The following is a 24,005-nucleotide window of genomic DNA, read 5'->3' on the forward strand; positions in this document are numbered from 1 at the left end:
ATGATGTTGTCCCGCGTCTGTACGAGTAGTCTTCTGAGCGCCCTGCTGCTGGCAGGGTGCGCCACCAAGTCGCCTGCGCCGGTGGCAGAACGTACCACCCGCCCGGCGAGTTCTGTGCCGGAAAGGAGTGAGGCACCGACGTCGGCGCCGCAACCCAAGGTGGCGCGACCGGGTTACTACATCGTCAAACCCGGCGACACCCTGATCCGCATCGCCCTCGATCAGGGCCAGAATTACCGGGACATCGCAGCCTGGAGCGGGCTCGAAAACCCCAACCTCATCGAGGTGGGGCAGGAGCTGCGTGTGCGTCCGCCGGAGTCCGGCGTGGTGACGCGTCCGGTGACGACATCCGGTGTCGAGGCGCGTCCGGTCGCTCCCAGCGGGGTGGCTACACCTGCCGCTGCGGTGAGCAGCGACGGCGTCCGTCGGGAGCCGAAGGGTGGCAAGGTGCCGTATTCCGAGCAGGCCTGGGCCCAGGCCCAGAAGCCCGAAGCGCCGCTGGTCGTCGCCAGGATCGACCCCAAGCCGGAAGCCGCGAAGCCGGAAGTGGCCAAGCCGGAACCCAAGCCAGACCCCAAGGAAGAGAAGAAGCCCGAGCCAGCCAAGCCCGCGGCGTCTGCTGCCGGCGATGACGGCAAGATAGACTGGGCCTGGCCCGCGTCCGGCAAGATCATTGCCGGCTTCAACGAAACCTCGAGCAAGGGCGTCGATCTGGCCGGCAAGACGGGAGATCCCGTGCTGGCGGCTGCCAGCGGTCGCGTCGTTTATGCCGGTACAGGTTTGCGTGGTTATGGCAAACTGGTTATCGTTAAGCATGACAATAACTTCCTGAGCGCATACGCCCACAATCAGAACCTGCTGGTCAAGGAAGGGCAGGCGGTGAGCAAGGGACAGAAAATTGCCGAACTGGGTGATACCGACAGCGATCGCCCGAAACTGCACTTCGAGATCCGGAGGCAGGGCAAGCCGGTCGATCCGGGCAAATTCCTGCCGTCTCGCTGAGCACCCGAAGGTGCTGGGCAGGGTTGAGCGGTGCGCTGATATGAATGACTATAGTCGCCGGGCATCACCCTTGCCGAACTTTGGGTGAGCACTGGCAGGAGGCGCTGCATGAAATGTTGTCTCCCTGAGTGTCTCCCCACGGTTCAGAGAGGACTCCATGTACGAACCGGCCGTTCCTGAGGAACTCGACAGTCCCGAGCAGGACCTGCCCCCGGAGGTCGAGGCCTTCCTCGAAGTCCCGGCGCAGTCCCCCGACACCGAATTCCTGGGTGACGTCACCCAGCTGTATCTCAACGAAATCGGCGCCAATCCGCTGCTGACGGCGGACGAGGAGCTGTCCCTGTCGCGGCGGGTCCGCCAAGGCGATTTCCTCGCCCGGCAGACGATGATCGAGCGCAACCTGCGTCTGGTCGTCAATATCGCCAAGCATTACCTCAACCGGGGCATACCGTTGCTCGACCTGGTGGAGGAAGGCAATCTGGGGCTCATCCACGCCCTAGAGAAATTCGATCCCGAGCGGGGCTTCCGCTTCTCCACCTACGCCACCTGGTGGATCCGCCAGAACATCGAGCGGGCGATCATGAACCAGTCGCGCACCATCCGCCTGCCGGTGCACGTGGTGAAGGAGTTGAACCAGGTGCTGCGCTGCCAGCGTCAGCTGGAAGCCGCCAGCAACGGCGACACCACCATCGAGGACGTGGCCCGCCAGCTCGGGCGTCCGGTGGACGATGTGCGGGCGATCCTGGCCCTCAACGAGCACACGGCATCTCTTGACGCACCGCTCGACATCGATCCGACCCTGTCGATCGGCGAGTCCCTGGCAGACGATGACGCTGAAACGCCGGACGTGCAGATCCAGGATCTGGAGGTCGAAACCCTGGTACGGGAATGGATCGGTCAGCTCAGCGAAAAGCAGCGCATGGTGATCCGCCACCGTTATGGCATCGATGAGTGCGAGGTGCAGACGCTGGAAGAACTGGCCGACAGCCTGGAACTGACCCGTGAACGGGTGCGCCAGATCCAGCTCGAGGCCCTCGGCCAGTTGCGCCGCATCATCAAGCGGCGCGGCGTCTCGAAGGACGTGCTTCTCTAGTCGCTTACCTATTTTCCGTCAGGATCGAAAACCATGAGCGACACCGTTCGCGTTTATCACAACGCCCGTTGTTCCAAGAGTCGTTCTGCCTGCGCGTTGCTGCAAGAAAAGGGCGTTGCGCTGGAGATCGTCGAATACCTCAAGACACCGCCGAGCCGCGCCGAATTGGCCGAGCTTGTCCGGAAACTGGGCGTTCCGGCCGAGAGCATCGTGCGTACCGGCGAGGACATCTACAAGTCCGATTACAAGGGGCGCACGCTCAGCGAGGACGAGTGGCTGGACGCACTGGCTGCGCATCCCATCCTCATCGAACGGCCGATCGTCGTGCGTGGCGAACGGGCCGTGGTCGGCCGCCCGCCGGAGAAGGTGCTGGCGTTGCTCTAGGTTCGGGCGTCAGCGCTTGTTCGCGAGGGCGGTCTGCCGGGCTGCCTTGACCGCTTCGCCCAGCTGGAACACCGACATGGCGTAGAAGCTGCTGCGGTTGTAGCGGGTAATCACGTAGAAGTTCTGATAGCCGAGCCAGTATTCGCTGTCGTCGCCGGGGGTGACCAGTTCGACCAGGGCCGCCTTGTTGGCGGGCATGTCACCGCTGGCAGCCGTGACGCCGCGGCGGGTCAATGCGGCCGGATCGAAGGCGGGTTCTATGTCGTTGGCGATCAGCGGTGCGAGGTCGGCCCCCTGTGCCACAGATGCACGAATGGCAATCGGCGCGCCGTTCTCCCAGCCGTGCATCTGCATGTAGCGGGCAACGCTGCCGATGGCGTCCTTGGGGCTGTTGAGCAGGTCGATCTGGCCATCGCCGTCGAAGTCCACCGCGTAGTTGCGCACGCTGCTTGGCAGGAATTGGGGCAGGCCCAGCGCGCCAGCGTAGGAGCCCTGATAGTCGAGCGGATCACGGTGCTGTTCCCGTGCCATCAGCAGCAGGTTCTCCAGCTCGCCACGGAACAGTTCGGCCCGCCGGGGATAGTCGAAGGCCAGCGTGGACAGGGCCGATACCGCCTGGTAGCTGCCGGTGTTGCGGCCGTAGATGGTTTCCACGCCGATGATGCCGACGATGATTTCTTCCGGCACCCCGTATTTCTCGCTCGCTGCCTTGATGGCGTCCTGGTAGCGCTCCCAGAAGGCCACGCCGGCCTTGATGCGCACGGGCTCGATGAAACGGCCGCGATAACGCTGCCAGGAGCGTACGCCTGGGTCCTTCGGCGGTGATATGGCCTTGATGACCGATGGCAGGTACTGGGCGCGGCGGAAGATGTAGGTCAGCGCGTCCTTGTCGAAGCCGTGACGCTGCTGCATCTCGGCGATGAACTGCTGGGCTTCAGGCCGGTCGGCGTAGCGTTCGGCGGCGTGGGCCGTGACTGAAGCGAGGAGGCCGGCCAGAAGAGACAGAATCAGGTGCCGACGGAGGGGGGCGTTTTTCATCGGGGGTGGAAATTCTTGATGGAGTGCTTCAGGCGTTGGAGGGCGGCGGGGGCGATGCCGGCGCGGCCATAGCGCAGATGGGCGTATTCGGTGGCGATGCGGTTCACGGTGTCGGCCAGTTCAGGGCGTACCCGGGAAACCCGGTCGGCGTAGTCCTGAGGGCCTTCCCAGGCGGCCCGTGGGTGTCCCGCTGAGGCAAGGCGTTTGCAGAACAGCGACCAGCTGCGGTCCAGGGCGTCTGCTGCCGTGCGGCGCCGCAGCGCCCACGCCGTCAGCAGGGCCATGACGATGGTGCAGGCGCCACCCATCAGGGCGGTGATCGTCTGCCAGTCGGCGTTGGCTACGCCGAACTCGGCGAGCAGTGCTTTCTGGCGGGCCGGATTGTACCCGAGAACCCACTGGTTCCAGCGGTTGTCGAGGGCGTCCAGTTGATTGCGCAGTTCCCGCAGCCAGGCGAGATCACCGCGTGCCAGCAGGGGGAGACGGTCGCTGCCGGGCAGGGCTGCGGCGAGGCCGCCGTCGATGCGGCGGGGGGCACTGGCGGCAGTCGGGTCAATCCGTCTCCAGCCCTTTCCGGCGAGCCAGACCTCAGCCCAGGCGTGGGCGTCCGATTGGCGGATCACCAGCGTGCCGTCCACCGGGTTGAGTTCGCCGCCCTGGTAACCGGTGACGACCCGCGCCGGGACGCCCGCCGCGCGCATGGCGATGACGAAGGCGGAGGCGAAGTGCTCGCAGAAGCCCTGCCTGGTGTCGAACAGAAAGCTGTCCGCATCGTCGCGGCCCAGGGGCTGCGGGTTCAGGGTGTAGCTCAGGTGGCGCTGGCGGAAATCCGCGATGACCTGCTCGAGGATATCCTCGGCGTCCCGGGCAGTCTCTTTAATGTGGGTGCCGAGCGCCTGGGTCCGTGGGTTGCTGCCGGCGGGAAGGGCCAGGGCTTCGCGCAGCGCGCGGGGCGGGGCGCTGAGGCCGACGGGCGTCTGGGGATAGGACACCAGCGACAGGCGCACCCGGTTGCGTACCGGTTCGGCTGACATCAGCTGGAAGTCGGTGCCGTAGTGCAGCCCGGGGGCTTCACCGGGGAAGTCGAGGGCCAGCAGCCAGCGTTGGTTGTGGGCCTCAAGGGTCAGCGTGTAAGGGTAGGCGATCCCCTGGGGAGTGTAGCCCGGACGTGCTTCTGTGCTGCTGAGTCCGGCGCGCCAGCTGCGTCCATCGAAGCGGCTGAGGACGGGGCCGCGCCAGTAGCGTTCCGAAGGCTGTGGCAATGCGCCGGCGAAGGCGGCCCTGAAGGCGATGTCGCTGGATTCGCTCAGGCGTGCCATATCGCCCGGCGTCATGCTGTCCGAAAGTCCGCTGACCCGGCTGTAGGCGTCGGCCGGCAATCCCCATAAGGGGCCCTGCACGCGGGGAAAGAGGACGAACAGCACCAGCATCAGGGGCATGCCTTGCAGCACCAACCTTGCGGCCGTGGCGATGCGGAGCTGCGGTGCGACGGGATGACCTTCCAGGGCCAGCAGGCTGCCGATGGCCGTCGTCGTGCCGAGCAGGGCGAGGGCTGCGACGAGCATGCTCTGCTGGTACAGGAACTGGCCGGTCTGCATGAAGAAGCACAACAGCAGTACGGCGCGTCCGTCACGACGGCTGTTCGTCTCGAGCAGCTTGAGGCTCAGTAGTCCGGCGAGCAGGGCGATCCCCGGATCCTTGCCGAAGAACTGGCGGTACTCCAGCAGAACCAGACCCACCACTGCTGCCGCCAGGCCGACGAGCAAGGCCCGGTGGGGCAGCGTGCCCTTGCCGAGACTGATGAATGTACGCCAGGTCAGCAGCAACGCGCAGATCGCAGTGATGGCCGGCGGCAGGTGCAGGGTATGGGGTGCCAGGCTGATGGCGGCACTGCCGATCAGCCAGCCGGCCTGATCGGGGCGTAGACGGGCTTCGGTCATTGGGGATGGCCGAACAGCGCGAGGGCGGTGAAGCAGGCGTGCCGATGGGGCGCGCCACGGGCGGGGCCGAGCGTCGTGCCGGGGATGCGCAGGCCGTATTCGAGGCCTTCCTGGTCCGCCTCGATGATCCAGCGTGTCAGGCGGGACAGGCGGGCCTCGGTGTCCAGAGTGGACGGCAAGGTCTGCCAGTCGAGCCAGATGGTGCTGCGTCCGCCTCCATCGAAAGTCTTGGTACGCCAGGTGCCACCCCGGGCCACCGCTTTCCAGGCCACATGGCGCGGTGAGTCGGCCGGCTGGTGGTGGCGCAGCCCGGCGAAGTCGTCATGTCCCCTGCCATGGGCTCCGTCGCCGGGCTGCTCGTCCATGCCGTAGGGAAGGGCTGGTGCATGGGCGTCCGGTGCCGGGTAGACCAGCCCGCGCATGTCGGGTTGGATGAGGCTCCAGGCGCGGATCAGACCGAGGGGGTAGTAGGTTTCGAGGGTCAGGCGAGGCAGCTGGAGCCAGCCGCGCCCGGTGGTGGCGATCGCGACGTGCTGCCGGGTCTGACCCGCTGCGGGCAGGTCGAAGCTCTCTGTTGCTGTTGTAGGGGGGGAGTGGGTTGGCCTCAGCTGGAGTCCCGTGCGGGGACGTGTTCCCGGATTGCCCAGCACGATGCCGAAGCGTGCGGGGGTGCCGCTGAAGACCGGCTCGACGCGGCCTGGAGCGATGCTCAGGTCCACCACGTTGCGGAAGGCGTGATGAATGCTCATCCAGGCGACGCCGCCGAGCAGGAAGGTCAGGGCATAGCCCAGGCTCAACGAATAGTTGATGGACGCCAGCAGCATCACCGCGAGGGTGGCGCCAAGGGCGAGTCCGAAGCGTGTGGGCAGCACGAAGATGCGTCGCTGGCCTAGCGTGATTGGGGCTGCTTCGGGGCCGCTGACGCGGAACAGCCAACGTTGGAGGGCCGTGTGCAGTGAGGCGGGCTTCATCCGGGCAGGGGTACCGCTTCGATCAGACGACGTGTCAGTTGCTCGGCTGTCTGCGCGGCGTCGTCGGCTGCGCGCAGCCGGTGGCCGGCGACAGCCGGCAGCACGGCCTGCACATCCTCGGGCTGCACGTGGTCGCGACCGGCCAGCAGGGCCCAGGCCCTGGCTGCTGCCAGCAGGGCCAGGCCGCCCCGTGGCGACAGTCCAAGCGCGAAGCCGGCGCCCTGGCGGCTGTGGGTGAGGAGGGCCTGCAGGTAGTCGAGCAGTCGGGGGCCAGCGTGAATCTGGCGCACTGCGGCGAACAGGCTGGTCAGTTCGCCGGCCTGCAGTTCGGGTTGCAGGCGCGCCAGCATCTCACGTCTGTCCTCGCCAGCGAGCAGCGCGCGTTCTGCGGCCGGGTCCGGATAGCCCATCGATATGCGCATCAGAAAGCGGTCCAGCTGGCTCTCCGGCAAGGGAAAGGTGCCGATCTGCTCGGTCGGATTCTGGGTCGCGATGACAAAAAAGGGATCGGGCAACGGCCAGGTGTGTCCTTCCGCGCTGATCTGGCGTTCTTCCATGGCTTCGAGCAGTGCGCTCTGGGCCTTGGGCGTCGCGCGGTTGATCTCATCGGCAAGCACCAGCTGGGAGAACACGGGACCGGGGTGGAAGCGGAAGGCGGCCTCACGCGGGTCGAACACCGACACGCCGACAATGTCGGCGGGCAGCATGTCGCTGGTGAACTGGATGCGCTGGAACTGCAGACCCAGTACCCGGGCCAGGACGTGGGCGAGGGTCGTCTTGCCGACCCCGGGGATGTCCTCGATCAGCAGGTGGCCGCGGGCCAGCACGCAGGCAAGGGCGAGACGGACAGCATGTTCCTTGCCGAGAATGATCCGGCATGTGGCTTTGGCGAGTCGATTGGCAATTTGCTGCGGCATGGCGCGGGCTTTTTTCAGGCTGAAGTTCAGGGGATAATGATTCCATAACAGCGCTCTTGGCGCCGTGCTCCACAGACCGGCGTCAAGTCGTGGAGTTCGCGCCGGACAAGGCGTGCGCCGGAGAGTGCCAGCATTCACGACGTATAACAAAACACTGCGAGAGGCAGGGGAGAGTCTATGACGAGTACCGCATTCATCACGCACCGGGACTGCTGGTTGCATAACATGGGTGAGCATCACCCGGAATCCCCGGAGCGTCTCGGCGCGATCAACGACCGGCTGATCGCCGCGGGGCTCGATATGTACCTGGCGTTCCATGATGCGCCGCAAGCCACCATCGAACAGCTTTCCCGCGCGCATCCTCGCGAGCATGTCGAGGAACTGCTGGCCAGCGTGCCGGAACATGGCATCCGCCACCTGGATCCGGATACGGCCTTGTGCCCCAACACCATGAAGGCGGCGCTGCGGTCTGCTGGGGCCGGGATCTATGCCACCGATCTGGTGCTGTCCGGTCAGGCCGAGAACGCGTTCTGCGCGATCCGCCCGCCCGGACATCACGCCGAGGCCGGTAAGGCGATGGGCTTCTGTTTCTTCAACAATGTTGCGGTGGCCGCCCGGCATGCGCTCGAGGAGCATGGCCTGAAGCGGGTCGCGGTGATCGATTTTGACGTGCATCACGGCAACGGGACCGAGGACATCTTCAAGGACGACCCCCGCGTGCTGATGGTCAGTATCTTCCAGCACCCGTTCTATCCGTACAGCGGTGCCGACAATCCGGCTCCGAACATGGTCAATGTGCCGATGAAGGCAGGCAGCCGGGGAGACGTGTTCCGCGAGGTCGTCACCAATATCTGGATGCCGGCCCTGCGTAATCACGCGCCCGAGATGATCTTCATCTCGGCGGGGTTCGATGCACACTACGAAGACGACATGGGCTCCCTCGGGCTGGTCGAGGCCGACTACATCTGGGCCACCGAACAGCTCAAGACGGTGGCTGCCGAATGCGCGGGGCGCCGCATCGTGTCCCTGCTGGAAGGCGGTTATTCGCTGTCATCGCTGGCCCGCAGCGTGGTGGCCCACGTCAAGACGCTGGCGGATCTGTAGTCCGGCGGGCTATCGGTAAGGCCCCGCTGCGGCGGGGTTTCCTTTTGGCGGCCGGCGGACTTCGTCACGGTCGTGCCTGCCTTTTGGTAACCACTGGTTGCACCCGTCTATTCTTCGCGAAGTGATTGGGTACAATACTCAACTTTCCCTCTCCAGCACTAGCTCATGATTACCGGTTCGATTGTCGCCATCGTTACCCCGATGCTCGAAGATGGCAGCCTGGATATTTCCCGTTTCCGCAGCCTCATCGACTTCCACGTCAAGGAAGGCACCGATGGCATCGTCGTCGTCGGCACCACCGGCGAATCGCCTACGGTGGACGTCGAAGAGCACTGCGAGCTCATCCGTGTTGCCGTCGAGCATGCCGCTGGACGCATTCCCATCATCGCCGGGACGGGTGCGAATTCCACCCGCGAAGCCATCGAGCTGAGCGAATTCGCGCGTGAGGCCGGCGCGATCGCCAGCCTGTCGGTCGTGCCTTATTACAACCGCCCGACCCAGGAAGGCCTGTACCGGCACTTCCGCGCCATCGCCGAGGCGAGCCCGTTGCCGATGATCCTCTACAACGTGCCGGGGCGTACCGTGGCGGACATGTCCAACGACACCGCACTGCGCCTGGCCGAGATTCCGAACATCATCGGCATCAAGGACGCCACCGGTAACATCGACCGCGCCTGTGACCTGATCGCCCGTGCTCCGAAGGATTTCGCGCTGTATACCGGCGACGACATGACGGCCCTGGCCTTCATCCTGCTGGGTGGTCACGGCACGATCTCCGTCACCGCCAACGTGGCGCCGCGCCTGATGCACGAACTGTGCGTCGCGGCTGCTGCCGGCGATGGTGTGCGCGCCCGCGAGATCAACGCCAAATTGGTTGGTCTGCATCGCCACCTGTTTTGTGAAGCCAATCCGATCCCCGTCAAGTGGGCGGTCGAACAGATGGGTCTCATCGATTCCGGTATCCGCCTGCCGCTGACTCGCCTTACCGAGGCCTGTCACGAGCGCGTGCGTGACGCGATGCGTCAGGCCGGCCTCGAAGTTTGAGTTTGTCTTTCCCATCCCGAGGGTTACGCATGCATAGCAGAAAGCTGGCTTCCGGTTCGGCAATCGTCGTCACGACGATTGCGCTGGCCGGTTGCTCCGGTTCCTTGCTGGAATCGAAGAAGATCGATTACAAGAGTGCGGCATCTGCCGCCACGCTGCCTTCGCTGGAGGTTCCGCCCGATCTCACCACGCCCGCCGCGGACGATCGCTATGCCGTTCCGGACCTGAATCCCAAGGGTTCCGCCACGTTCTCAGCCTACAACGCGGAGCGCGGCGGACAAGCCGGAGCTACGGCGGGTGCCAAGCCTGCTGCAACGGTGGTCGCCCCCCAGTCGATCGACAAGATGCGCATCGAGCGCTCCGGTAGCCAGCGTTGGCTGGTTGTGCCGGGTACGGCTGACAAGCTGTGGCCGCAGGTCCGTGAGTTCTGGCAGGAAAACGGTTTCCTGCTGAATGTCGATCGCCCGGAGATCGGTGTGATGGAAACCGACTGGGCCGAGAATCGTGCCAAGATCGATAGTGACATCATTCGCCGTACGCTTGGAAAGGTGCTCGACGGCCTCTATTCGACCCCCGAACGCGACAAATTCCGTACCCGCCTGGAAACGGGCAGCGAGTCTGGTTCGGTCGAGATCTACATCAGCCACCGCGGGATGGTGGAGATCTATCCGAACGAGGCCAAGGACCGCACGATCTGGCAAGCGCGTCCGGCGGATCCCGAACTGGAGGCAGAATTCCTGCAGCGCCTGATGATTCGTCTTGGTGCCGACGAAACGCGCGCCAAGGCGCAGATCGCTGCGGCGCCAGTCGCCGACAAGGCGAAGCTGCAAAGTGCGTCCGGTGGCGCCTCGGTGCTGCAGGTGCAGGAAGGTTTCGATCGTGCGTGGCGGCGAGTGGGTCTGGCCCTCGATCGGGTCGGCTTCACGGTGGAAGACCGGGATCGTTCCCAGGGCATCTACTACGTGCGCTACGTGGATCCGGAGGCCGACGCCAAGAAGAAGGGCGACGAGGGCCTGCTGGCCAAGCTGGCTTTCTGGCGTAGCGAGACCAAGCCGTCGATCCAGACAGGCAACCAGTACCGCATCTACGTGAAGGGCAGCGATGCAGGTTCGTCGGTCCAGGTGCTGACCCGCGAAGGCGGTACGGACACGTCCGATTCCGCTCGCAAGATCCTCGGGCTGTTGTTCGAGCAGCTCAAGTAAATCTTGTTGTTGCGTGCTGTTACAAAAATGCCGGGACTGCCCCGGCATTTTTTTGCCCTGCCTGTATCAACTGCAGAGGCCTTTGATGGGAAAGCCCAAAAAGGCAACAAAAAAGCCAACCCGCAGGTTGGCTTTTCTTGCTTCCCGAGAAAGCTTGATTACTTCTTTTCAGCGGGAGCAGCAGCAGCGTCAGCCGGCTTGGCAGCGTCAGCAGCCGGAGCAGCAGCGTCAGCGGGCTTGGCAGCGTCAGCAGCCGGAGCAGCGGCGGGAGCTTCAGCGGGAGCCGGAGCGGCGGCAGGAGCTGCAGCGGGAGCCGGAGCTTCAACGGGCTTCGGCTCTTCCTTCTTGCCGCAAGCGGAAACAGCGAGTGCAACGAGAGCAGCAACCAGGAGAGATTGTTTCATTGTTGATTTCCCTTATCGATAAATGAAGTACAACAACCTAAATGTAGGAGCAATCAGGTGGGGGACCCGATCTGGTTCGAATGCTATCACGGACGAAGTGCTTGAATAAAGACATTGTTGCGTTGCCGCAACAGGGATAAGCACTTGTCAAGCCATTAAATCAAACTTCTGCCTTATTCCATCAGCGATTTTGATGGATGTGCAAAGCCGCAGCAGTACCAGTCATACAGCAGGGCCAGGCCTTCTTCGGACAGGCCGACGACGGAATCGAGCCGGCGCTGATCTGCCAGGCTTTGCAGGATTGCATGGTCTTCCTCGTCGACCGGAACCGGCTCGCCGTTCAGGAAGAAGCGCCCACCGGAAAACAGGAGCAGGCTGCGTGCATCGAGCCGGTAGCCGTCGGCCAGACAGGCGGCGACGAATTCCTCGTGCTCCAGGGGCTCGTCGGGGCAGTCGAAAAACACGTGGGGCTTGGGCTCGGTGAGATAGCCGCCAAGGAAGTCACGTACGTCCTCACGGTTCCAGGTGATGCGCTTGAGGGTGTCGACCACCCGGTCGATCATCGCGTCGCCGATTTCGGCTGAATGGGGCTGGCGCTGCAGGTCCGGATCGGCATAGATGCCGTCCAGCTGGATCGTCTCCTGCAGGTAGCCCATGAACTGCTGGGCGAGTTCCTGGGACGTCGGCGAGCGAAAACCGATCGAGTAGGTGGTGCATTCGCCGATGGCGATGCCGTTGTGAGCCCAGTGCGGCGGCAGGTAGAGCATGTCGCCGGATTCCAGCACCCAGTCGTAAACGGGCTGGAAGTTCTGCAGGATCTTCAGCGGTGCATCCTCGACGAGGCTGCGGTCGTCCTGGTTGCTGATCAGCCAGCGGCGCTGGCCGATGCCCTGCAGCAGGAACACGTCGTAGTTGTCGAAGTGCGGGCCGACGCCGCCGCCGTCGATGGCGTAGCTGACCATCAGGTCATCGAGGCGTGCCTGGGGGATGAAGTCGAAACGGTGCAGCAGATCGTCGCCATCCGGGCAGAACAGGTTGAGGCCTTGCACCAGCACTGTCCATGGCTGCTTCTTGCGGCGCAGGTCGGACGCTTTCTGTGGGCCGTGGATGACTTCCCAGGAGCGGTTGTCGTGGGTGACGTAGCGGGACTCCACGTCGGCATCGCGGGCCAGTTCGAAGAGCTCGTCCTTGGTCACGACGCCGGTGAAGCCGGGAACTGCCTGGCGGATCAGCAGCGGTTTCTTTTGCCAGTATTCGGCGAGGAATTCCTCCGCCGTCAGGCCGCCCAGAAGTGTAGAGATCATCGCGAGATTATAGCCGTTCGCCTTGCAAAGGCCGGTCCCGCCGCTAAAATGGCGCCCTTCATTTCTGGACTCCCGGCCATGCGCGAAGCGGTCATCGAATCCCTCGACCACGAGGGGCGCGGCGTTACCCACCTCGACGGAAAGACGATCTTCATCGAAGGTGCCTTGCCGGGCGAGCGGGTGACCTTCACGTCCCACAAGGTCAAGCCGAACTACGAACTGGCGGATGCGGACCGTGTCCTGAAATCCAGCTCTCAGCGCGTCGTGCCGCTCTGCAAGCATTTCGGCGTCTGCGGTGGCTGCAGCATGCAGCACCTGGAGTCGGGCGCCCAGGTGGCCGCGAAGCAGCGTGTGCTGGAAAACGCCCTGTGGCACATCGGCCGTGCGAAGCCCGACGTGCTTTATCCGCCCATCGTCGGGCCGGCCTGGGGCTACCGTTATCGGGCGCGCCTTACCGTGCGCCTGGTGCCGAGCAAGGGCGGCGTCCTGATCGGTTTCCACGAGCGCCGCAGCAGCTACGTGGCGCCGATGGAGAGCTGCGCGATCCTGCCCCCGCATGTGTCGGACATGGTGCCGCGCCTGCGCGAGCTGGTGGCCGGCCTGTCCGTGCCCGACCGGCTGCCGCAGATCGAGATTGCCGTTGGCGAGGGGATCACGGTCTTGGTGTTCCGGCACATCGTGCCGCTCAGCAAGGCCGATACGGCGCGCCTGAAGGCCTTCGCCGAGGCCGAGCAGGTGCAGGTGTGGCTGCAGCCGAGCGGGCCGGACTCGGCCCATCGCCTGCATCCCGCCGAGGCGCCCGGGCTGGCCTATACCTTGCCGGAGTTCGGTGTGTCGATGGCCTTCCGGCCGACCGACTTCACGCAGGTCAATATGTGGATCAACCGTGTGCTGATGCGGCGCTCGATGCAGTTGCTCGATCCACGGCCCGGTGAGCGCATTGCTGACCTGTTCTGCGGCCTCGGCAACTTCAGCTTGCCGATCGCCGCGCTGGGTGCCCACGTGGTCGGCGTTGAAGGCAGTGAGACGCTGGTCCGCCGCGCTGGTGAGAATGCGGCTGCGAATGGCCTCGCCGAGCGTTGCCAGTTCTACGCCGCCAATCTCTTCGAGGCCACCGAGGACAGCCTGGCCGCCCTCGGCCATCTGGACAAGATGCTCATCGACCCGCCGCGGGAGGGTGCCATCGCGGTGGTCAAGGCACTTGGCGAACAGGCACCGAAGCGCATCGTCTATGTGTCCTGCAACCCGGCCACGCTGGCCCGCGATACCGCGGTGCTGATCAAGGAGAAGGGCTATCGGCTGAAGGGCGCGGGCATCGCCAACATGTTCCCGCAGACTTCCCATGTGGAGTCCATCGCGCTGTTCGAGCGGGACTGAGCATTCCGGACGAAGGTACAAGCAAAAACCCCCGGCATGCCGGGGGTTTTTGCTGATCCTCACGATGCCGACGACGCTCAGTCGCGTTCGCCGGTGAAGGACATGATCAGGTGCAGCAGGCTGACGAACACGTTGTAGATGTCCAGGTACACCGCCAGCGTGGCGGTCACGTAGTTGGTCTCGCCGCCCTGCACGATGTTGCTGATGTCGTACAGGATGTAGCCCGAGAACAGCAGCACCACGACCGCCGAGATGACCAGCTGCAGCACCGGCATCTGCAGGAAGATGTTGGCCACCATGGCGATCAGCACGACCACCAGGCCGACGGTCAGGAACTTGCCCATGTTGCTGAAATCGCGCTTGGAGACGCTGGCGATGCCCGCCATGGTCGCGAAGATGGCCGCGGTGCCGCCACCGGCCAGTGCGATCATCGAGCCGCCGTTGGAGAAACCGAGCGCCACCTGCAGGATGCGCGACAGCATCAGGCCCATGAAGAAGGTGAAGGCCAGCAGCAGGGCTACGCCAACGCCGCTGTTCTTGTTTTTCTCGATCCCATAGAAAAAGGCGAAGGAGATGCCCATGAAGAGCAGGAAGCTCACCAGCGGGCTGCCCGCCAGGAACGAGAACTGCATTTGTACGCCGATCAGCGCACCGGCAACGGTCGGCACCATGGAAAGTGCGAGCAGCAGATAGGTGTTGCGCAGCACGCGGTTGGCGCCTTGCGACAAAACCCGCGTTTGCTGACCGTAAGTGTCGAGTTGCATGTAAATCCTCCAGATGACATGAGCAGGATGGCCTGCACCGACTGAGAGTAGCGAAGACCCCTGGAAGTTTCAACCGTGGTTCGATTTCACGCGGCTTGGCGAAACGGGCACCCATGTTAGAATGCGCGCCCTGCATATGCGCAGCGGCAATGCATCGGAGGTGTGGCAGAGTGGTTGATTGCACCGGTCTTGAAAACCGGCAACGGGAAACCGTTCGTGAGTTCGAATCTCACCGCCTCCGCCAAGACCCTAGTAAAGACGCCCCTTTTGGGGCGTTTTTGCTTTTCTCCGTCCTGGGGATGTGGGGCTGGAAATGGCTGTGACAGAGGTCATATGATCTAATGCCCTCACCGACATCATGGGCAATGCCTTGCAGGGGGACGTTTTGGGCTGGCTTTCATCGTGGTGGCAGGGGTTTGGGCTCCGGGCCAGGCTGCAATTTCTGATCCAGGGCGCGCTGGTCGTGGTTTTCGTGTTGATGCAGTTGTGGCTCACGCAGCATCTCGAGCGGCAGACCTTGAGCGCCGCTACTGACCGGGCCCGGATGGTCGCCGATGGCGCCATCAACGGTCTCAACACGCTGATGATCACCAAGGCAGGTGACGGTGAGGTGATCAGCGATCAGAAGAGCCGCGCGCTGTATATCGAGAAGATCGGCAAGTCCGAATTCATCCGCGAACTGCGGGTCTTCCGTGCCAAGCAACTGGACGAGGAGTTTCCGCCGGCGCTGCCGCAGGAGTTGCCGGTGGACGAGCTGGACCAGCGGATCCTGCAATCCGGCAAGGAGGAAATCCGTTTCTCCCACCCGCCGTCGGGCGGCAGCCAGCTGCGGGTCGTCGTGCCCTATGTGGCGATGAAGAATTTCCGCAGCATCGAATGCCTCAAGTGTCATGGCGTGGAAGAGGGCTTCGTGCTGGGGGGGGCCAGTGTGACCATCGATATCGAAGGCGACATGGCGGCCCTGCGGGCGCTCAATCGCGGCCTGTGGATCGGCCAGGGGCTGCTGCAACTCGTGCTGTTCCTGCTCATCGGGCTGATCGTCAGCCGCCTGCTCAGTCAACTGGGCGGCGAACCGCGCTACGTCATCGACGTTGTGCGGCATATCGCCCAGGGCAAGCTGTCGGAGGAGATCGTCACGCGGCCGGGGGACGATTCCAGCCTGCTCTTCGCGACCCGCCAGATGCAGGCCGGGCTGCGGGAGATCGTCGGGCGCATCGTCCGCAGTGCCGCCGAACTCGCCATCTCGGCCCAGCGGCTGTCGGCTTCGTCGAGTGCGATGCTGCAGGCGACGGAGCGCCAGAACGACTCGTCCGCCGCGTCGGCGGCATCGGTCGAGCAACTGACCGCCTGCATCGGCAACATTGCCGACAATGCGTCGGAGGTGGACCGCCATGCGTCCGAGACGGGCGCGCTGGCCCGCAGCGGGACCCGGGCCGTGCAGGAGATGGTCGGCGAGATGCAGAAGATCTCCGGGGCGGTGACGCACTCGTCGGAGCGCGTGATGTCCCTCGGCGAAAGCTCCTACCAGATTTCGCGCATCGTCAGCGTCATCAAGGACATTGCCGATCAGACCAATCTGCTCGCGCTGAATGCTGCCATCGAGGCGGCCCGCGCCGGGGAGCACGGGCGCGGCTTTGCAGTGGTGGCCGACGAGGTGCGCAAGCTGTCCGAGCGGACGGCGTTGTCCACCCAGGAAATCGCCGGGATGATAGAGCGCATCTGGAGCGACACCAACGCCGCCGTCGAAGGCATGAACGGCGGTTTGGCCTGCGTCGAGGAAGGCGTCCAGATGGCGGGGCAGGCCGATACGGCGATGGCACAGATCCAGGGCAGCATCGAACAGGTGCTGGCATCCGTGGGGGAAATCTCGACGGCGCTGCACGAGCAGAGTGCGACGAGCAATCTGATTGCGGGCAACGTCCAGCGCATCGTGGAAATGTCCGAGGAGACCTCCGGCATCGTGCGGGACGTATCGACGTCGGCCGGGGATCTGGCCCGTCTGGCCCAGCAGCTCAAGGCGTCGGTCGAGCAGTTCAGCGTCTGAGCGTCACGGACGCGGCCCCACGAGCGCGGGTCTGCCACCGTTTAAGCCTGGGCGACGAAGCGGTTGCCGCCGGCGTGCTTGGCCTTGTACATGGCCTCGTCGGCAGATTTCAGCAGGCCTTCCGCGTCCTCCGCCGTCCGTGGGTACAGGCTGACGCCGATGCTGGCGCAAACGTGGGCGCCACTGCAGCTGTCGAGCGGCATGGCCACCACGTGCAGAATGCGCTCGATGATCTCGGCCAGCTGCGGGTGGGTGGCGACCCCGCCCAGCAGCAGCACGAACTCATCGCCGCCCCAGCGGGCGACCCGGTCGCCGGCGCGCAGGCTGTCCTGCAGACGCTGGGCGACCTCCCGCAACACCTCATCGCCGACCTTGTGGCCCCAGCGGTCGTTGATCGGCTTGAAACCGTCCAGGTCCATCAGGCACAGCGCGAACTCCTGCCCGGTGCGTCGTGCCTGGCTCAGGGCTCTTTCGAGATCGTAGTCGAGCAGGTTGCGGTTGGGCAGGCCGGTCAGGGCGTCGTAATGGGCCTGGTGGTCGAGTTGCTGGCGGGAGCGGGTCAGTGCCGCGTTGAGTCGGCGGGCACGCAGGTACAGGGACGCCATGACGAGGATGAGCGCCAGCGCAGCGGCCACGATGTGCACTGCATGGTGCTGGAAGAGCTCACGCAGGGTGATCGCTTCGACCTTGTCGTAGGGGTAGATGTGGTGCCGCCGCATCAGATTCTGCACGCTCAGGTATTCCACCGGCGTCGACCAGCGGTAGTAGCGGGCACTGTGCGCTGCGGGGGTGTCCGGCGGCATCAGCAGCAGCGCGGCGGCCACCTGGTTGCGGATGTCGATGGGCACCCGCGGTGCGGCGGCGAAGGGCCATTCCGGGAACAGGCCGGTGGAGATCAGGAAGGGGAAATCGCCGGCGCGGGTGGGATGCAGGACCTGGATCTGAGCCAGGGCGATCTTGCCTTCGCGGGCCATGGCTTCGAGCACGCTGCTGCGCACGAAGCCCACGTCGGCATGGCCGTCGAGCACGGCGCGGACGCTGAGATCCTGCGGGAAACCGAGGAAGTTCACCTGGCAGTCACGATCCACGTCCACATCGTGTTTCTTGAGCAGGTCGTATTGCAGCAGGAAGGCGGCGAAGGAGCTGCGGTCCACCGAGGCGATCCGCTTGCCCTTCACGTCGGCCAGATCGCGGATGTCGTGACGGTCGGCGCGCGTGAAGATCACGCCGCCGAACTGATTGACGAGGACCCCGTTCTCGCGCTTGACCAGGGTGGCGACGCGGGACACCCCGTGGACGGTTTCGAGCAGGATGTAGTGCTCGGGATTGGTGATGACGAAGTCGATCTCGTGCTGGCTGATGGCTGCTTCGAACTCATGCAGGTTCATCGGCACAGCCACGAAGCGGCTGCCGGGGATCTTTCCCGCCAGGTAGTCCATGGTCGGGCTCCATTCCCGCAGCGTCACCGATTTGTCGCGGAAGGAGGTGATGCCGACGCGGAAGACCTGCTGTGCGTCCTCGCTGTGGGCCAGGCCGGCAAAGTCCAGCGCGAGCAGGCAGGCCAGGATGAAGCGTACTAAGTGGTGGAGAAGCGTCTCCAGGGCTGTGCCCATCGCGGCTCCTCGAAAGTGGGGGTGTGCTGTTGTTGTTATATGCGCGCCATTTGGCAGGCTGCGGATGGAGGATCCTCCATCGCCTTGCGGCGTTCAAGCCTGCTGCGTCACGAACAGGGGGCGATGACGGCCGCGGACGATGTCGGGGCGGCAACATGCTTGTGCATGCCTGTTTTATCGGCATCGCGGGGGTGAGAATTCAATCTTGCGGGGAGTGTCAGGAATTTTGTGTTCGAGGCGAGTTTCGAGTGATCCCGGCCATGGCCGGGATCACTCGGTGGTTTTCATTTTGTCACGGCCGGGATGAAACGCTCGCCGTACAGAATGGCGAACTGGTTCATCGCGGCTTTCCAGTACGTGATCGCGCTCTTCCATTCGGCTGTGATATTGCGTAGCGCCAGCCAGATCAACTTGGTGGCCGCTTCGTCCGTCGGGAAGTGGCCCCGGGTCTTGATGATCTTGCGCACACGGGCATTGAGGCTTTCGATGGCATTGGTGGTGTAGATCACCCGGCGGACTTCCGGTGGAAACGCAAAGAAGGGGATGACCTCCGCCCACGCTCGGCGCCAAGCGGCCACCACGGTTGGGAAACGTTGGCCCCATTCGCCTTCTGCAAAGCCCTCCAGCGCGGCCTCAGCCGCCTCGGCACTGACCGCCTGGTAGATCGGCTTTAGCGCGTCAGCCAGTGCTTTGCGCTCACGAAAGCCCGCATAGCTCAAGCTGTTGCGCAGCAGATGCACGATGCAGGTCTGCAGCGTGCTTTGGGGATAGGCCACCGCCAGCGCCTCGGCCATCCCTTTCAAGCCGTCGGTGACGGCGATCAGGATGTCGTTGCAGCCGCGCACCTTCAGATCATTGAAGACCTTCAGCCAGAACTTGGCCCCTTCGGTCTGCTCAATCCACAGTCCGAGGACGTCCCGACTGCCGTCGGCCCGTACGCCCAGCGCCAGATACACAGCCTTGTTGCGCACGACCGCATCTTCCCGGATCTTGACCCGCAGCGCATCGAAGAACACCACCGGATACACTGCTTCGAGCGGCCGGCTCTGCCACTGCAGTACTTCGTCCATCACCGCGTCGGTGACCTGGCTGATGAAGTCCGGCGACACCTCCGTGTTGTACATCTGCAGCAGAAACGCCTGGATCTCCCGCACGCTCATCCCTCGGGCGTACATCGCGATGATCCTGTCGTCGAAGCCCGTGAAGCGCCGTTCGTGCTTGCCGATCAGCTGCGGCTCGAACTGCCCGGCCCGATCCCGCGGCACGTCGATGCGTAGCGGCCCGTCGTCGGTGAGCACGGTCTTGCCGCTCGTGCCGTTACGCTGATTGGCGCTCGCCTCGGGCTTCGCTTCGCCCTCGGCGTAGCCCAGGTGATGGCTCAGCTCTGCCTGTAGCGCCCGCTCGATCAACGCCTTCTTGATCCCGCGCATCACCTCTTCAACCGCACCGGCCGTCATCGGCCCCGTCACCACCTGATCCAGCCACTGCTGCGCGCCTTCCGGCAGCGCGGCAACCGGTGGCAACGGCTGCTTCTCTTTCTTCTTGGGCATGCCTTCATCCTTTCTGGATGCTGTTATGCCTCAAACACAAAAATTCCGACAGGCTCATCTTGCGGGGTGCGAATCGAATGTGCACCCGGCAAGATTGAATTCGGGAGTCCCCGATTCGAATTCGCCTTGCTCTGGATGCGATTCGGCATCGGTCGAAGTCTTCTCTGGCGTTCGCGAATTCGATTCGCGGTGTCGCGGACGATGTTCTGTCGCCACGGAGGTCAATTCGCAGCGCGCGAAACGCTTCTTCGTGGCGCTTTGCTCGAGGCGGCTAGGCGGGGGGCCGACGTCGGCGGAACAGCCGGCGCCAGCCGATGACACAGCCGCTGCCGGCCAGGCTGGCGCCGAGCAGGCAGAGCAGGGTGATCAGTCCCTCCCGCAGCCCGGGCAGGCTGGCGAGGGGCGGGAAGTCGAGGCGGTGCAGGGCATTGAAGACCCAGCGGTGCCAGCGGTTGGCATCGTCGATGCGCTGCAGGATGCGGCCGGTGGCCGGGTCCAGATACCAGGTGGTGTCCTGGGCGTCGGTCAGGCGGATGCGCACCGCCGGCAGCACCGCCGGGCTGTTGCGGCCGTAGTGGTAGAGGTCTTCGTGGTCGATCAGTTCGGCCTGGGCCACTGGCCGGTGCTCGATGGCTTCGACGGCGGCGGCGAGGGTGGCCACGTCGATGGGCGCGGCGGCGTGGGCCTGGTCGTCCAGCCGGCGGGGGCCGGTCGGTGTGCGTACTTCAAGGTAGTCCCGGCCGCCGAAGCGATACCACTCGGCTTCGCGGGCATCGGGCACCTGGGCCAGCTGGCGACGCAGCAGGTCGACGTCGGCAGCCGGGCGGAAGGGGCCGCCGGCCAGGCGCTGGGCGCTGCCGGGCGGCGGGCTGCTCATCTCCAGCAGGCCGAAGGGATGGTTGGACAGCCAGCCGGAAAGCAGCCAGGTGACGGCGAAGCCGCCGACGGCCAGCCCGGCCAGATGGTGCCAGCGCTTCCAGCCGTGGTAGGGCGTGATCTGGCCGCGCGGGTAGCGTCGCCGCACACGCACGCGCTGGATGCCCAGCGCCAGGCCGGCGACGGCGGTCAGCAGCGCGATGGGCGGCAGCCACAGCACCAGCACGCGCCAGGTGCCCTGGTCGTCGCCGCGCAGCGGGGTGAAGTAGATCCAGTGAGGCACGCTGCCCAGCCAGCCGAGCAGGCGCTCGCGGCGGTTGGTGTCGGCCAGCACCTCGCCACTCTTCGACGACACGTAGAGCACCGTGCCGGCCGCGTCGTCAGCCGCGATGCGGTACAGCGGGCGGTGGGCGTTGTAGCTGCTATAGACGCTCCACTGGTCACGCTCGATGCGGTCCGGCTCCGCCAGCGCCACGCCGGGCAGAAAGCGCCGGGCCGCCTCGCTGGCCATCTCGGCGGACACCGGGCCGACCCAGCGGCCGTCATCGGCCCACACGCTGCAGGCCGGTTTGCCGCCACTGAAATGATAGACCGGACGCCCGGCGAGCATGGCCAGGCTCACGCCGCGCGGTGTGCCGGGGCATTGGGCGGCCGCCTCGGCGGGGCTGATGCGCACTGCCTCGCCGTGCAGGACTTCCAGGTGCTGTACCCGCTCTTCCGCCGTCAGGCGCGGAAAGGGCGAATACAGCATCACCAGGCCGGAGACGAACCAGCCCAGCACCAGCAGGCCGGCACTGATGCCGAGCCAGCGGTGGAAACGATGCAGGAGGCGGGAGAGGCGTGCGGACATCGTCGGGTGGCGTTCAGTCCGGCTCGCCGGCCTGGTGGAAGACGTGCTCGGCCACCGGCTCGCCACCGACCAGATGCTCGTCGACGATGCGGTCCATCACCGCGTCGGTGACGCCGTAGTACCAGGTGCCGTCCGGCTGCACGCACAGGATCGGGCCGCCCTTGCAGGCGGCGAAGCAGGCCGCGCGGGTGCGCTTGACGCGCAGCTCGCCGCCGTCCAGCCCGGCCGCCTTGAACTTGGCGCCGAGGCTGTCGAACAGGGCCTGCGACTGGCCGTCGGCGGTGCAGCGCGGGCCGGTGCAGACCAGCAGGTGGCGGCGGTAGCCACCGATCTTCGGCTTGATGGGCTCGCTCACGCCTCGGCCTCCTCGGTAGGGGCTGCGCTGTCGTCCTCGAAGGGTTCGGCCAGCAACTCGGCGATGTAGTCCTCGGGCAGGCGGTATTCCTGCGCCAGTTCGGCGGCGGACCGCGCGCTGCCATGGATGGCGGCCAGCCAGCCATCGAGGCCGGTGGACAGGGAGCGGCCGGCCTTCTCGCCGTCGCGGGTGCTGCCGCTGTCCACGTCGTATTTGTTGGCGTAGCCCCGCGGTGTGACCATCAGGCCATGCTTGACGAAGGTGTTGGAGTTGCCGATCAGCACGGTGGACAGCATGCCGATGTCGCAGTCGGTCATGGTCTCGAGGGTGGTGAATTCGATGCGTTGTTTGGGGCGGTAGGCCGACTTGACGATGGCCACCGGTGTATCCGGCCGGCGGTGGCGCAGGAACAGGCGGCGGGCTTCGACGATCTGGCGGGTGCGGCGTCCGCTCTTGGGATTGTAGAGTGCCACCACGAAGTCGGAGGCGGCCACCGCATCCAGGCGGCGGGCGATGGTCGGCCACGGGGTCAGCAGGTCGGACAGGGAGATCGCGCAGAAGTCGTGGGTCAGCGGTGCGCCGACCAGCGCCGCGCAGGTGTTGAGGGCCGACGCGCCGGGAATGATCTCGACCTCGATATCCGAATCCGGCGTCCACCCGGCCTGGAACAGCACCTCGAAGGTCGGCCCGGCCATGCCATATACGCCGGCATCGCCGGACGAGATCAGCGCCACCTTCTTGCCCTGGCGGGCGCGGTCGAGGGATTCGATGGCCCGGTCGAGCTCCTCGGTCATCGACTTCTTGATGACTTCCTTGCCCTCCAGCAGCTCGGCCACCAGGCGGATGTAGGTCACGTAGCCGATCACCGTGTCGGCTTCGGCGATGGCGGCGCGGGCGCGGGCGGTGAGGTGCTCGTGGCTGCCCGGGCCGAGGCCGACCAGCATGATCTTGCCGCGCGGGGCGGCGGAGGCGATGTCGTTCATTGGGGAATCCTCGCGATGGAGACGGTGGCGTTACGGCCGTCGGGGCCGCGGTATTTGTGTTTTTCGACGAGCAGCTGGCTCATGTCGGTGCCGGCCGCCAGCAGCGCGGCGGCCTCCGAGACGGACGGCGTGCCGGTGTATTTGCGGACGGTTTCCGAGGGGTTGGGGACTTCGATGCCGGCCAGCGCGGCGGCCGGATAGAAGGTGATCTGCCAGCCCTGCCAGTGGGCGAACTCCTGCAGGCCCGGTTCGTCGGCCTTCAGGTCGATGCTGGCGACGGCGACCACGTCCTGCAGGCTGGCGCCGCACAGGGCCAGCGCCTCGACGACGACCCAGGCCAGGCTGGCCGCCGGCGTGCCGCGGTCGCAGCCGATGCCGAGGGCGACGGGCTGGCGCGGGCTCATTGGGTTACCGGCGGGCGGTAGATGACGCGCTTGCCGGCCAGGCGGGGAGCCAGCTCGGCTGGCTCGTCCCGGTGGCTGATCCACAGCACGGCGCCGAAGCGTTCCGGCTCCACGTCTTCCAGGCGCGCGAAGGGCACCAGATTGCCGGGCAGCGGGCCGCTGCGGCCGTTGGCGTGCTTGCGCCACCAGTCGGGGCTGCCGGCTTCCTGCACGACGGCCACCAGCTCGTCGTTCACCACCGCGGCGCTGGCCCGCACGACCTCGTCGTGGCTGGCTTCGAAGGCCCACCCCAGCTCGCGGCCGAGCAGATCGACGGCCAGGGTCTGGCGCGCGTCGGAGGCGGTGGTGAGCACCGGCGTGGCATCGAGCGCGCTGGCGATGGTGCCGGCCAGTGCATTGGCGCCACCCAGGTGGCCGGACAGCATCGGGATCACGAAGCGTCCGGCCTCGTCGATGACCACCACGCCGGGGTCGGATTCCTTCTTGACCAGGTAGGGCGCGACCAGCCGCACCATCGCGCCGAGGGATACGATCGCGACGATGCCGTCGAAGTTGGAGAACAGGATCGGGATCTGCTCGCCGGTCTTGCCGGCGTAGCAGGCCGCGGCGCCCGGTGCGGCAGCTTCGGCCTCGGCGGCGAATTTCTCGGGGGCGAACAGGCGCGCACCGGGCAGCGCAGCGACCACACGGCCAGCCAGCGCAATGCCGTGGCGGGTGATGGAAACGACCGCAATGCGGCTGGTGGGGAAGGGCAGGTGCTGGGACATGCTCGGGGTTCCGTTGGGC

General features: G+C 65.4%; 22 protein-coding genes and 1 tRNA gene. 10 read left to right on the forward strand and 13 right to left on the reverse strand.

What is annotated here, in order from left to right:
* The 3 genes from B4920_RS02670 to arsC all read left to right on the forward strand — a co-directional run bounded on the left by B4920_RS02670 (position 1) and on the right by arsC (position 2,479).
* Positions 1-1,002, forward strand: a complete 1,002-nt coding sequence (locus B4920_RS02670; RefSeq protein ID WP_368664698.1) for a peptidoglycan DD-metalloendopeptidase family protein — start codon at positions 1-3, stop codon at positions 1,000-1,002.
* A gap of 157 nt (positions 1,003-1,159) precedes the next feature.
* Complete coding sequence (gene rpoS, locus B4920_RS02675; RefSeq protein ID WP_079433042.1) at positions 1,160-2,095, forward strand: RNA polymerase sigma factor RpoS; 936 nt, start codon at positions 1,160-1,162, stop codon at positions 2,093-2,095.
* A 33-nt stretch (positions 2,096-2,128) separates the two neighbouring features.
* A complete protein-coding gene (gene arsC / locus B4920_RS02680; protein ID WP_079433043.1) occupies positions 2,129-2,479 on the forward strand; it encodes an arsenate reductase (glutaredoxin) in 351 nt (116 codons plus the stop codon).
* Between the two features lie 9 nt (positions 2,480-2,488).
* On the opposite strand, the gene mltB is transcribed toward arsC, so the two are convergent.
* Genes mltB through B4920_RS02700 form a run of 4 tightly spaced genes read right to left on the reverse strand, consistent with a single transcriptional unit; the run spans position 2,489 to position 7,345 of the window.
* Positions 2,489-3,517, reverse strand: a complete 1,029-nt coding sequence (gene mltB, locus B4920_RS02685) for a lytic murein transglycosylase B (protein WP_079433044.1) — start codon at positions 3,515-3,517, stop codon at positions 2,489-2,491.
* A complete protein-coding gene (locus B4920_RS02690; protein WP_079433045.1) occupies positions 3,514-5,457 on the reverse strand; it encodes a DUF3488 and transglutaminase-like domain-containing protein in 1,944 nt (647 codons plus the stop codon). Before B4920_RS02690 ends, mltB begins: the two co-directional genes overlap by 4 nt.
* Positions 5,454-6,428 (reverse strand): DUF58 domain-containing protein, encoded by a 975-nt coding sequence (locus B4920_RS02695; RefSeq protein WP_079433046.1) that lies wholly within the window; start codon positions 6,426-6,428, stop codon positions 5,454-5,456. The genes B4920_RS02690 and B4920_RS02695 overlap by 4 nt, the downstream gene beginning before the upstream one ends.
* Positions 6,425-7,345 carry a MoxR family ATPase gene (locus B4920_RS02700; protein ID WP_079433047.1) on the reverse strand — a complete coding sequence of 307 codons (921 nt, stop codon included), beginning with the start codon at positions 7,343-7,345 and terminating at the stop codon, positions 6,425-6,427. The genes B4920_RS02695 and B4920_RS02700 overlap by 4 nt, the downstream gene beginning before the upstream one ends.
* Positions 7,346-7,522: 177 nt before the next feature.
* On the opposite strand from B4920_RS02700, the gene B4920_RS02705 reads away from it, so the two are divergent.
* The 4 genes from B4920_RS02705 to B4920_RS29415 all read left to right on the forward strand — a co-directional run bounded on the left by B4920_RS02705 (position 7,523) and on the right by B4920_RS29415 (position 11,125).
* The gene (locus B4920_RS02705; protein WP_079433048.1) at positions 7,523-8,449 is read left to right on the forward strand and encodes a histone deacetylase family protein; all 927 of its coding nucleotides are present in this window, start codon (positions 7,523-7,525) and stop codon (positions 8,447-8,449) included.
* Between the two features lie 165 nt (positions 8,450-8,614).
* Positions 8,615-9,493 carry a 4-hydroxy-tetrahydrodipicolinate synthase gene (gene dapA / locus B4920_RS02710; RefSeq protein ID WP_079433049.1) on the forward strand — a complete coding sequence of 293 codons (879 nt, stop codon included), beginning with the start codon at positions 8,615-8,617 and terminating at the stop codon, positions 9,491-9,493.
* Between the two features lie 29 nt (positions 9,494-9,522).
* A complete protein-coding gene (gene bamC, locus B4920_RS02715; protein WP_079433050.1) occupies positions 9,523-10,695 on the forward strand; it encodes an outer membrane protein assembly factor BamC in 1,173 nt (390 codons plus the stop codon).
* 85 nt (positions 10,696-10,780) lie between these two features.
* Positions 10,781-11,125, forward strand: a complete 345-nt coding sequence (locus B4920_RS29415; RefSeq protein ID WP_161493223.1) for a hypothetical protein — start codon at positions 10,781-10,783, stop codon at positions 11,123-11,125.
* A gap of 147 nt (positions 11,126-11,272) precedes the next feature.
* Here the strand turns inward: B4920_RS29415 and B4920_RS02725 are convergent, their stop codons facing one another.
* Positions 11,273-12,403: a cupin domain-containing protein gene (locus B4920_RS02725; RefSeq protein ID WP_079433052.1), complete on the reverse strand. Its 1,131-nt coding sequence runs from the start codon at positions 12,401-12,403 to the stop codon at positions 11,273-11,275.
* 78 nt (positions 12,404-12,481) lie between these two features.
* On the opposite strand from B4920_RS02725, the gene rlmD reads away from it, so the two are divergent.
* On the forward strand, positions 12,482-13,780 hold the full coding sequence (rlmD, locus tag B4920_RS02730) for a 23S rRNA (uracil(1939)-C(5))-methyltransferase RlmD (RefSeq protein WP_079433053.1): 1,299 nt from the start codon (positions 12,482-12,484) through the stop codon (positions 13,778-13,780).
* Between the two features lie 77 nt (positions 13,781-13,857).
* Here rlmD and B4920_RS02735 read toward each other — a convergent pair whose 3' ends face one another.
* On the reverse strand, positions 13,858-14,544 hold the full coding sequence (locus B4920_RS02735) for a Bax inhibitor-1/YccA family protein (protein ID WP_079433054.1): 687 nt from the start codon (positions 14,542-14,544) through the stop codon (positions 13,858-13,860).
* A 156-nt stretch (positions 14,545-14,700) separates the two neighbouring features.
* Between B4920_RS02735 and B4920_RS02740 the strand changes: the two genes are divergently transcribed.
* Positions 14,701-14,788, forward strand: a tRNA-Ser gene (locus tag B4920_RS02740).
* Between the two features lie 273 nt (positions 14,789-15,061).
* Positions 15,062-16,588, forward strand: a complete 1,527-nt coding sequence (locus B4920_RS02745) for a methyl-accepting chemotaxis protein (RefSeq protein WP_161493224.1) — start codon at positions 15,062-15,064, stop codon at positions 16,586-16,588.
* Positions 16,589-16,629: 41 nt separating this feature from the next.
* Here the strand turns inward: B4920_RS02745 and B4920_RS02750 are convergent, their stop codons facing one another.
* The 7 genes from B4920_RS02750 to B4920_RS02775 form a co-directional block, all read right to left on the reverse strand.
* Complete coding sequence (locus B4920_RS02750) at positions 16,630-18,201, reverse strand: diguanylate cyclase (protein ID WP_079433056.1); 1,572 nt, start codon at positions 18,199-18,201, stop codon at positions 16,630-16,632.
* A 284-nt stretch (positions 18,202-18,485) separates the two neighbouring features.
* A complete protein-coding gene (locus B4920_RS02755; RefSeq protein WP_079433057.1) occupies positions 18,486-19,751 on the reverse strand; it encodes an IS256 family transposase in 1,266 nt (421 codons plus the stop codon).
* 271 nt (positions 19,752-20,022) lie between these two features.
* Positions 20,023-21,477 (reverse strand): PepSY domain-containing protein, encoded by a 1,455-nt coding sequence (locus B4920_RS02760; protein WP_079433058.1) that lies wholly within the window; start codon positions 21,475-21,477, stop codon positions 20,023-20,025.
* A 13-nt stretch (positions 21,478-21,490) separates the two neighbouring features.
* A complete protein-coding gene (locus tag B4920_RS02765; RefSeq protein WP_079433059.1) occupies positions 21,491-21,832 on the reverse strand; it encodes a ferredoxin in 342 nt (113 codons plus the stop codon).
* The gene (cobJ, locus tag B4920_RS02770) at positions 21,829-22,815 is read right to left on the reverse strand and encodes a precorrin-3B C(17)-methyltransferase (RefSeq protein WP_079433060.1); all 987 of its coding nucleotides are present in this window, start codon (positions 22,813-22,815) and stop codon (positions 21,829-21,831) included. Before cobJ ends, B4920_RS02765 begins: the two co-directional genes overlap by 4 nt.
* Entirely contained in the window at positions 22,812-23,219 is a 408-nt protein-coding gene (locus B4920_RS29735) for a cobalamin biosynthesis protein (protein WP_173862626.1), read from the reverse strand. The genes cobJ and B4920_RS29735 overlap by 4 nt, the downstream gene beginning before the upstream one ends.
* The gene (locus B4920_RS02775; RefSeq protein WP_173862627.1) at positions 23,216-23,986 is read right to left on the reverse strand and encodes a cobalamin biosynthesis central domain-containing protein; all 771 of its coding nucleotides are present in this window, start codon (positions 23,984-23,986) and stop codon (positions 23,216-23,218) included. Before B4920_RS02775 ends, B4920_RS29735 begins: the two co-directional genes overlap by 4 nt.
* Positions 23,987-24,005: the final 19 nt, after the last annotated feature.

The organism is Zoogloea sp. LCSB751, from assembly GCF_002028455.1.
In the GTDB taxonomy this organism is placed as follows: Bacteria; Pseudomonadota; Gammaproteobacteria; order Burkholderiales; family Rhodocyclaceae; genus Zoogloea.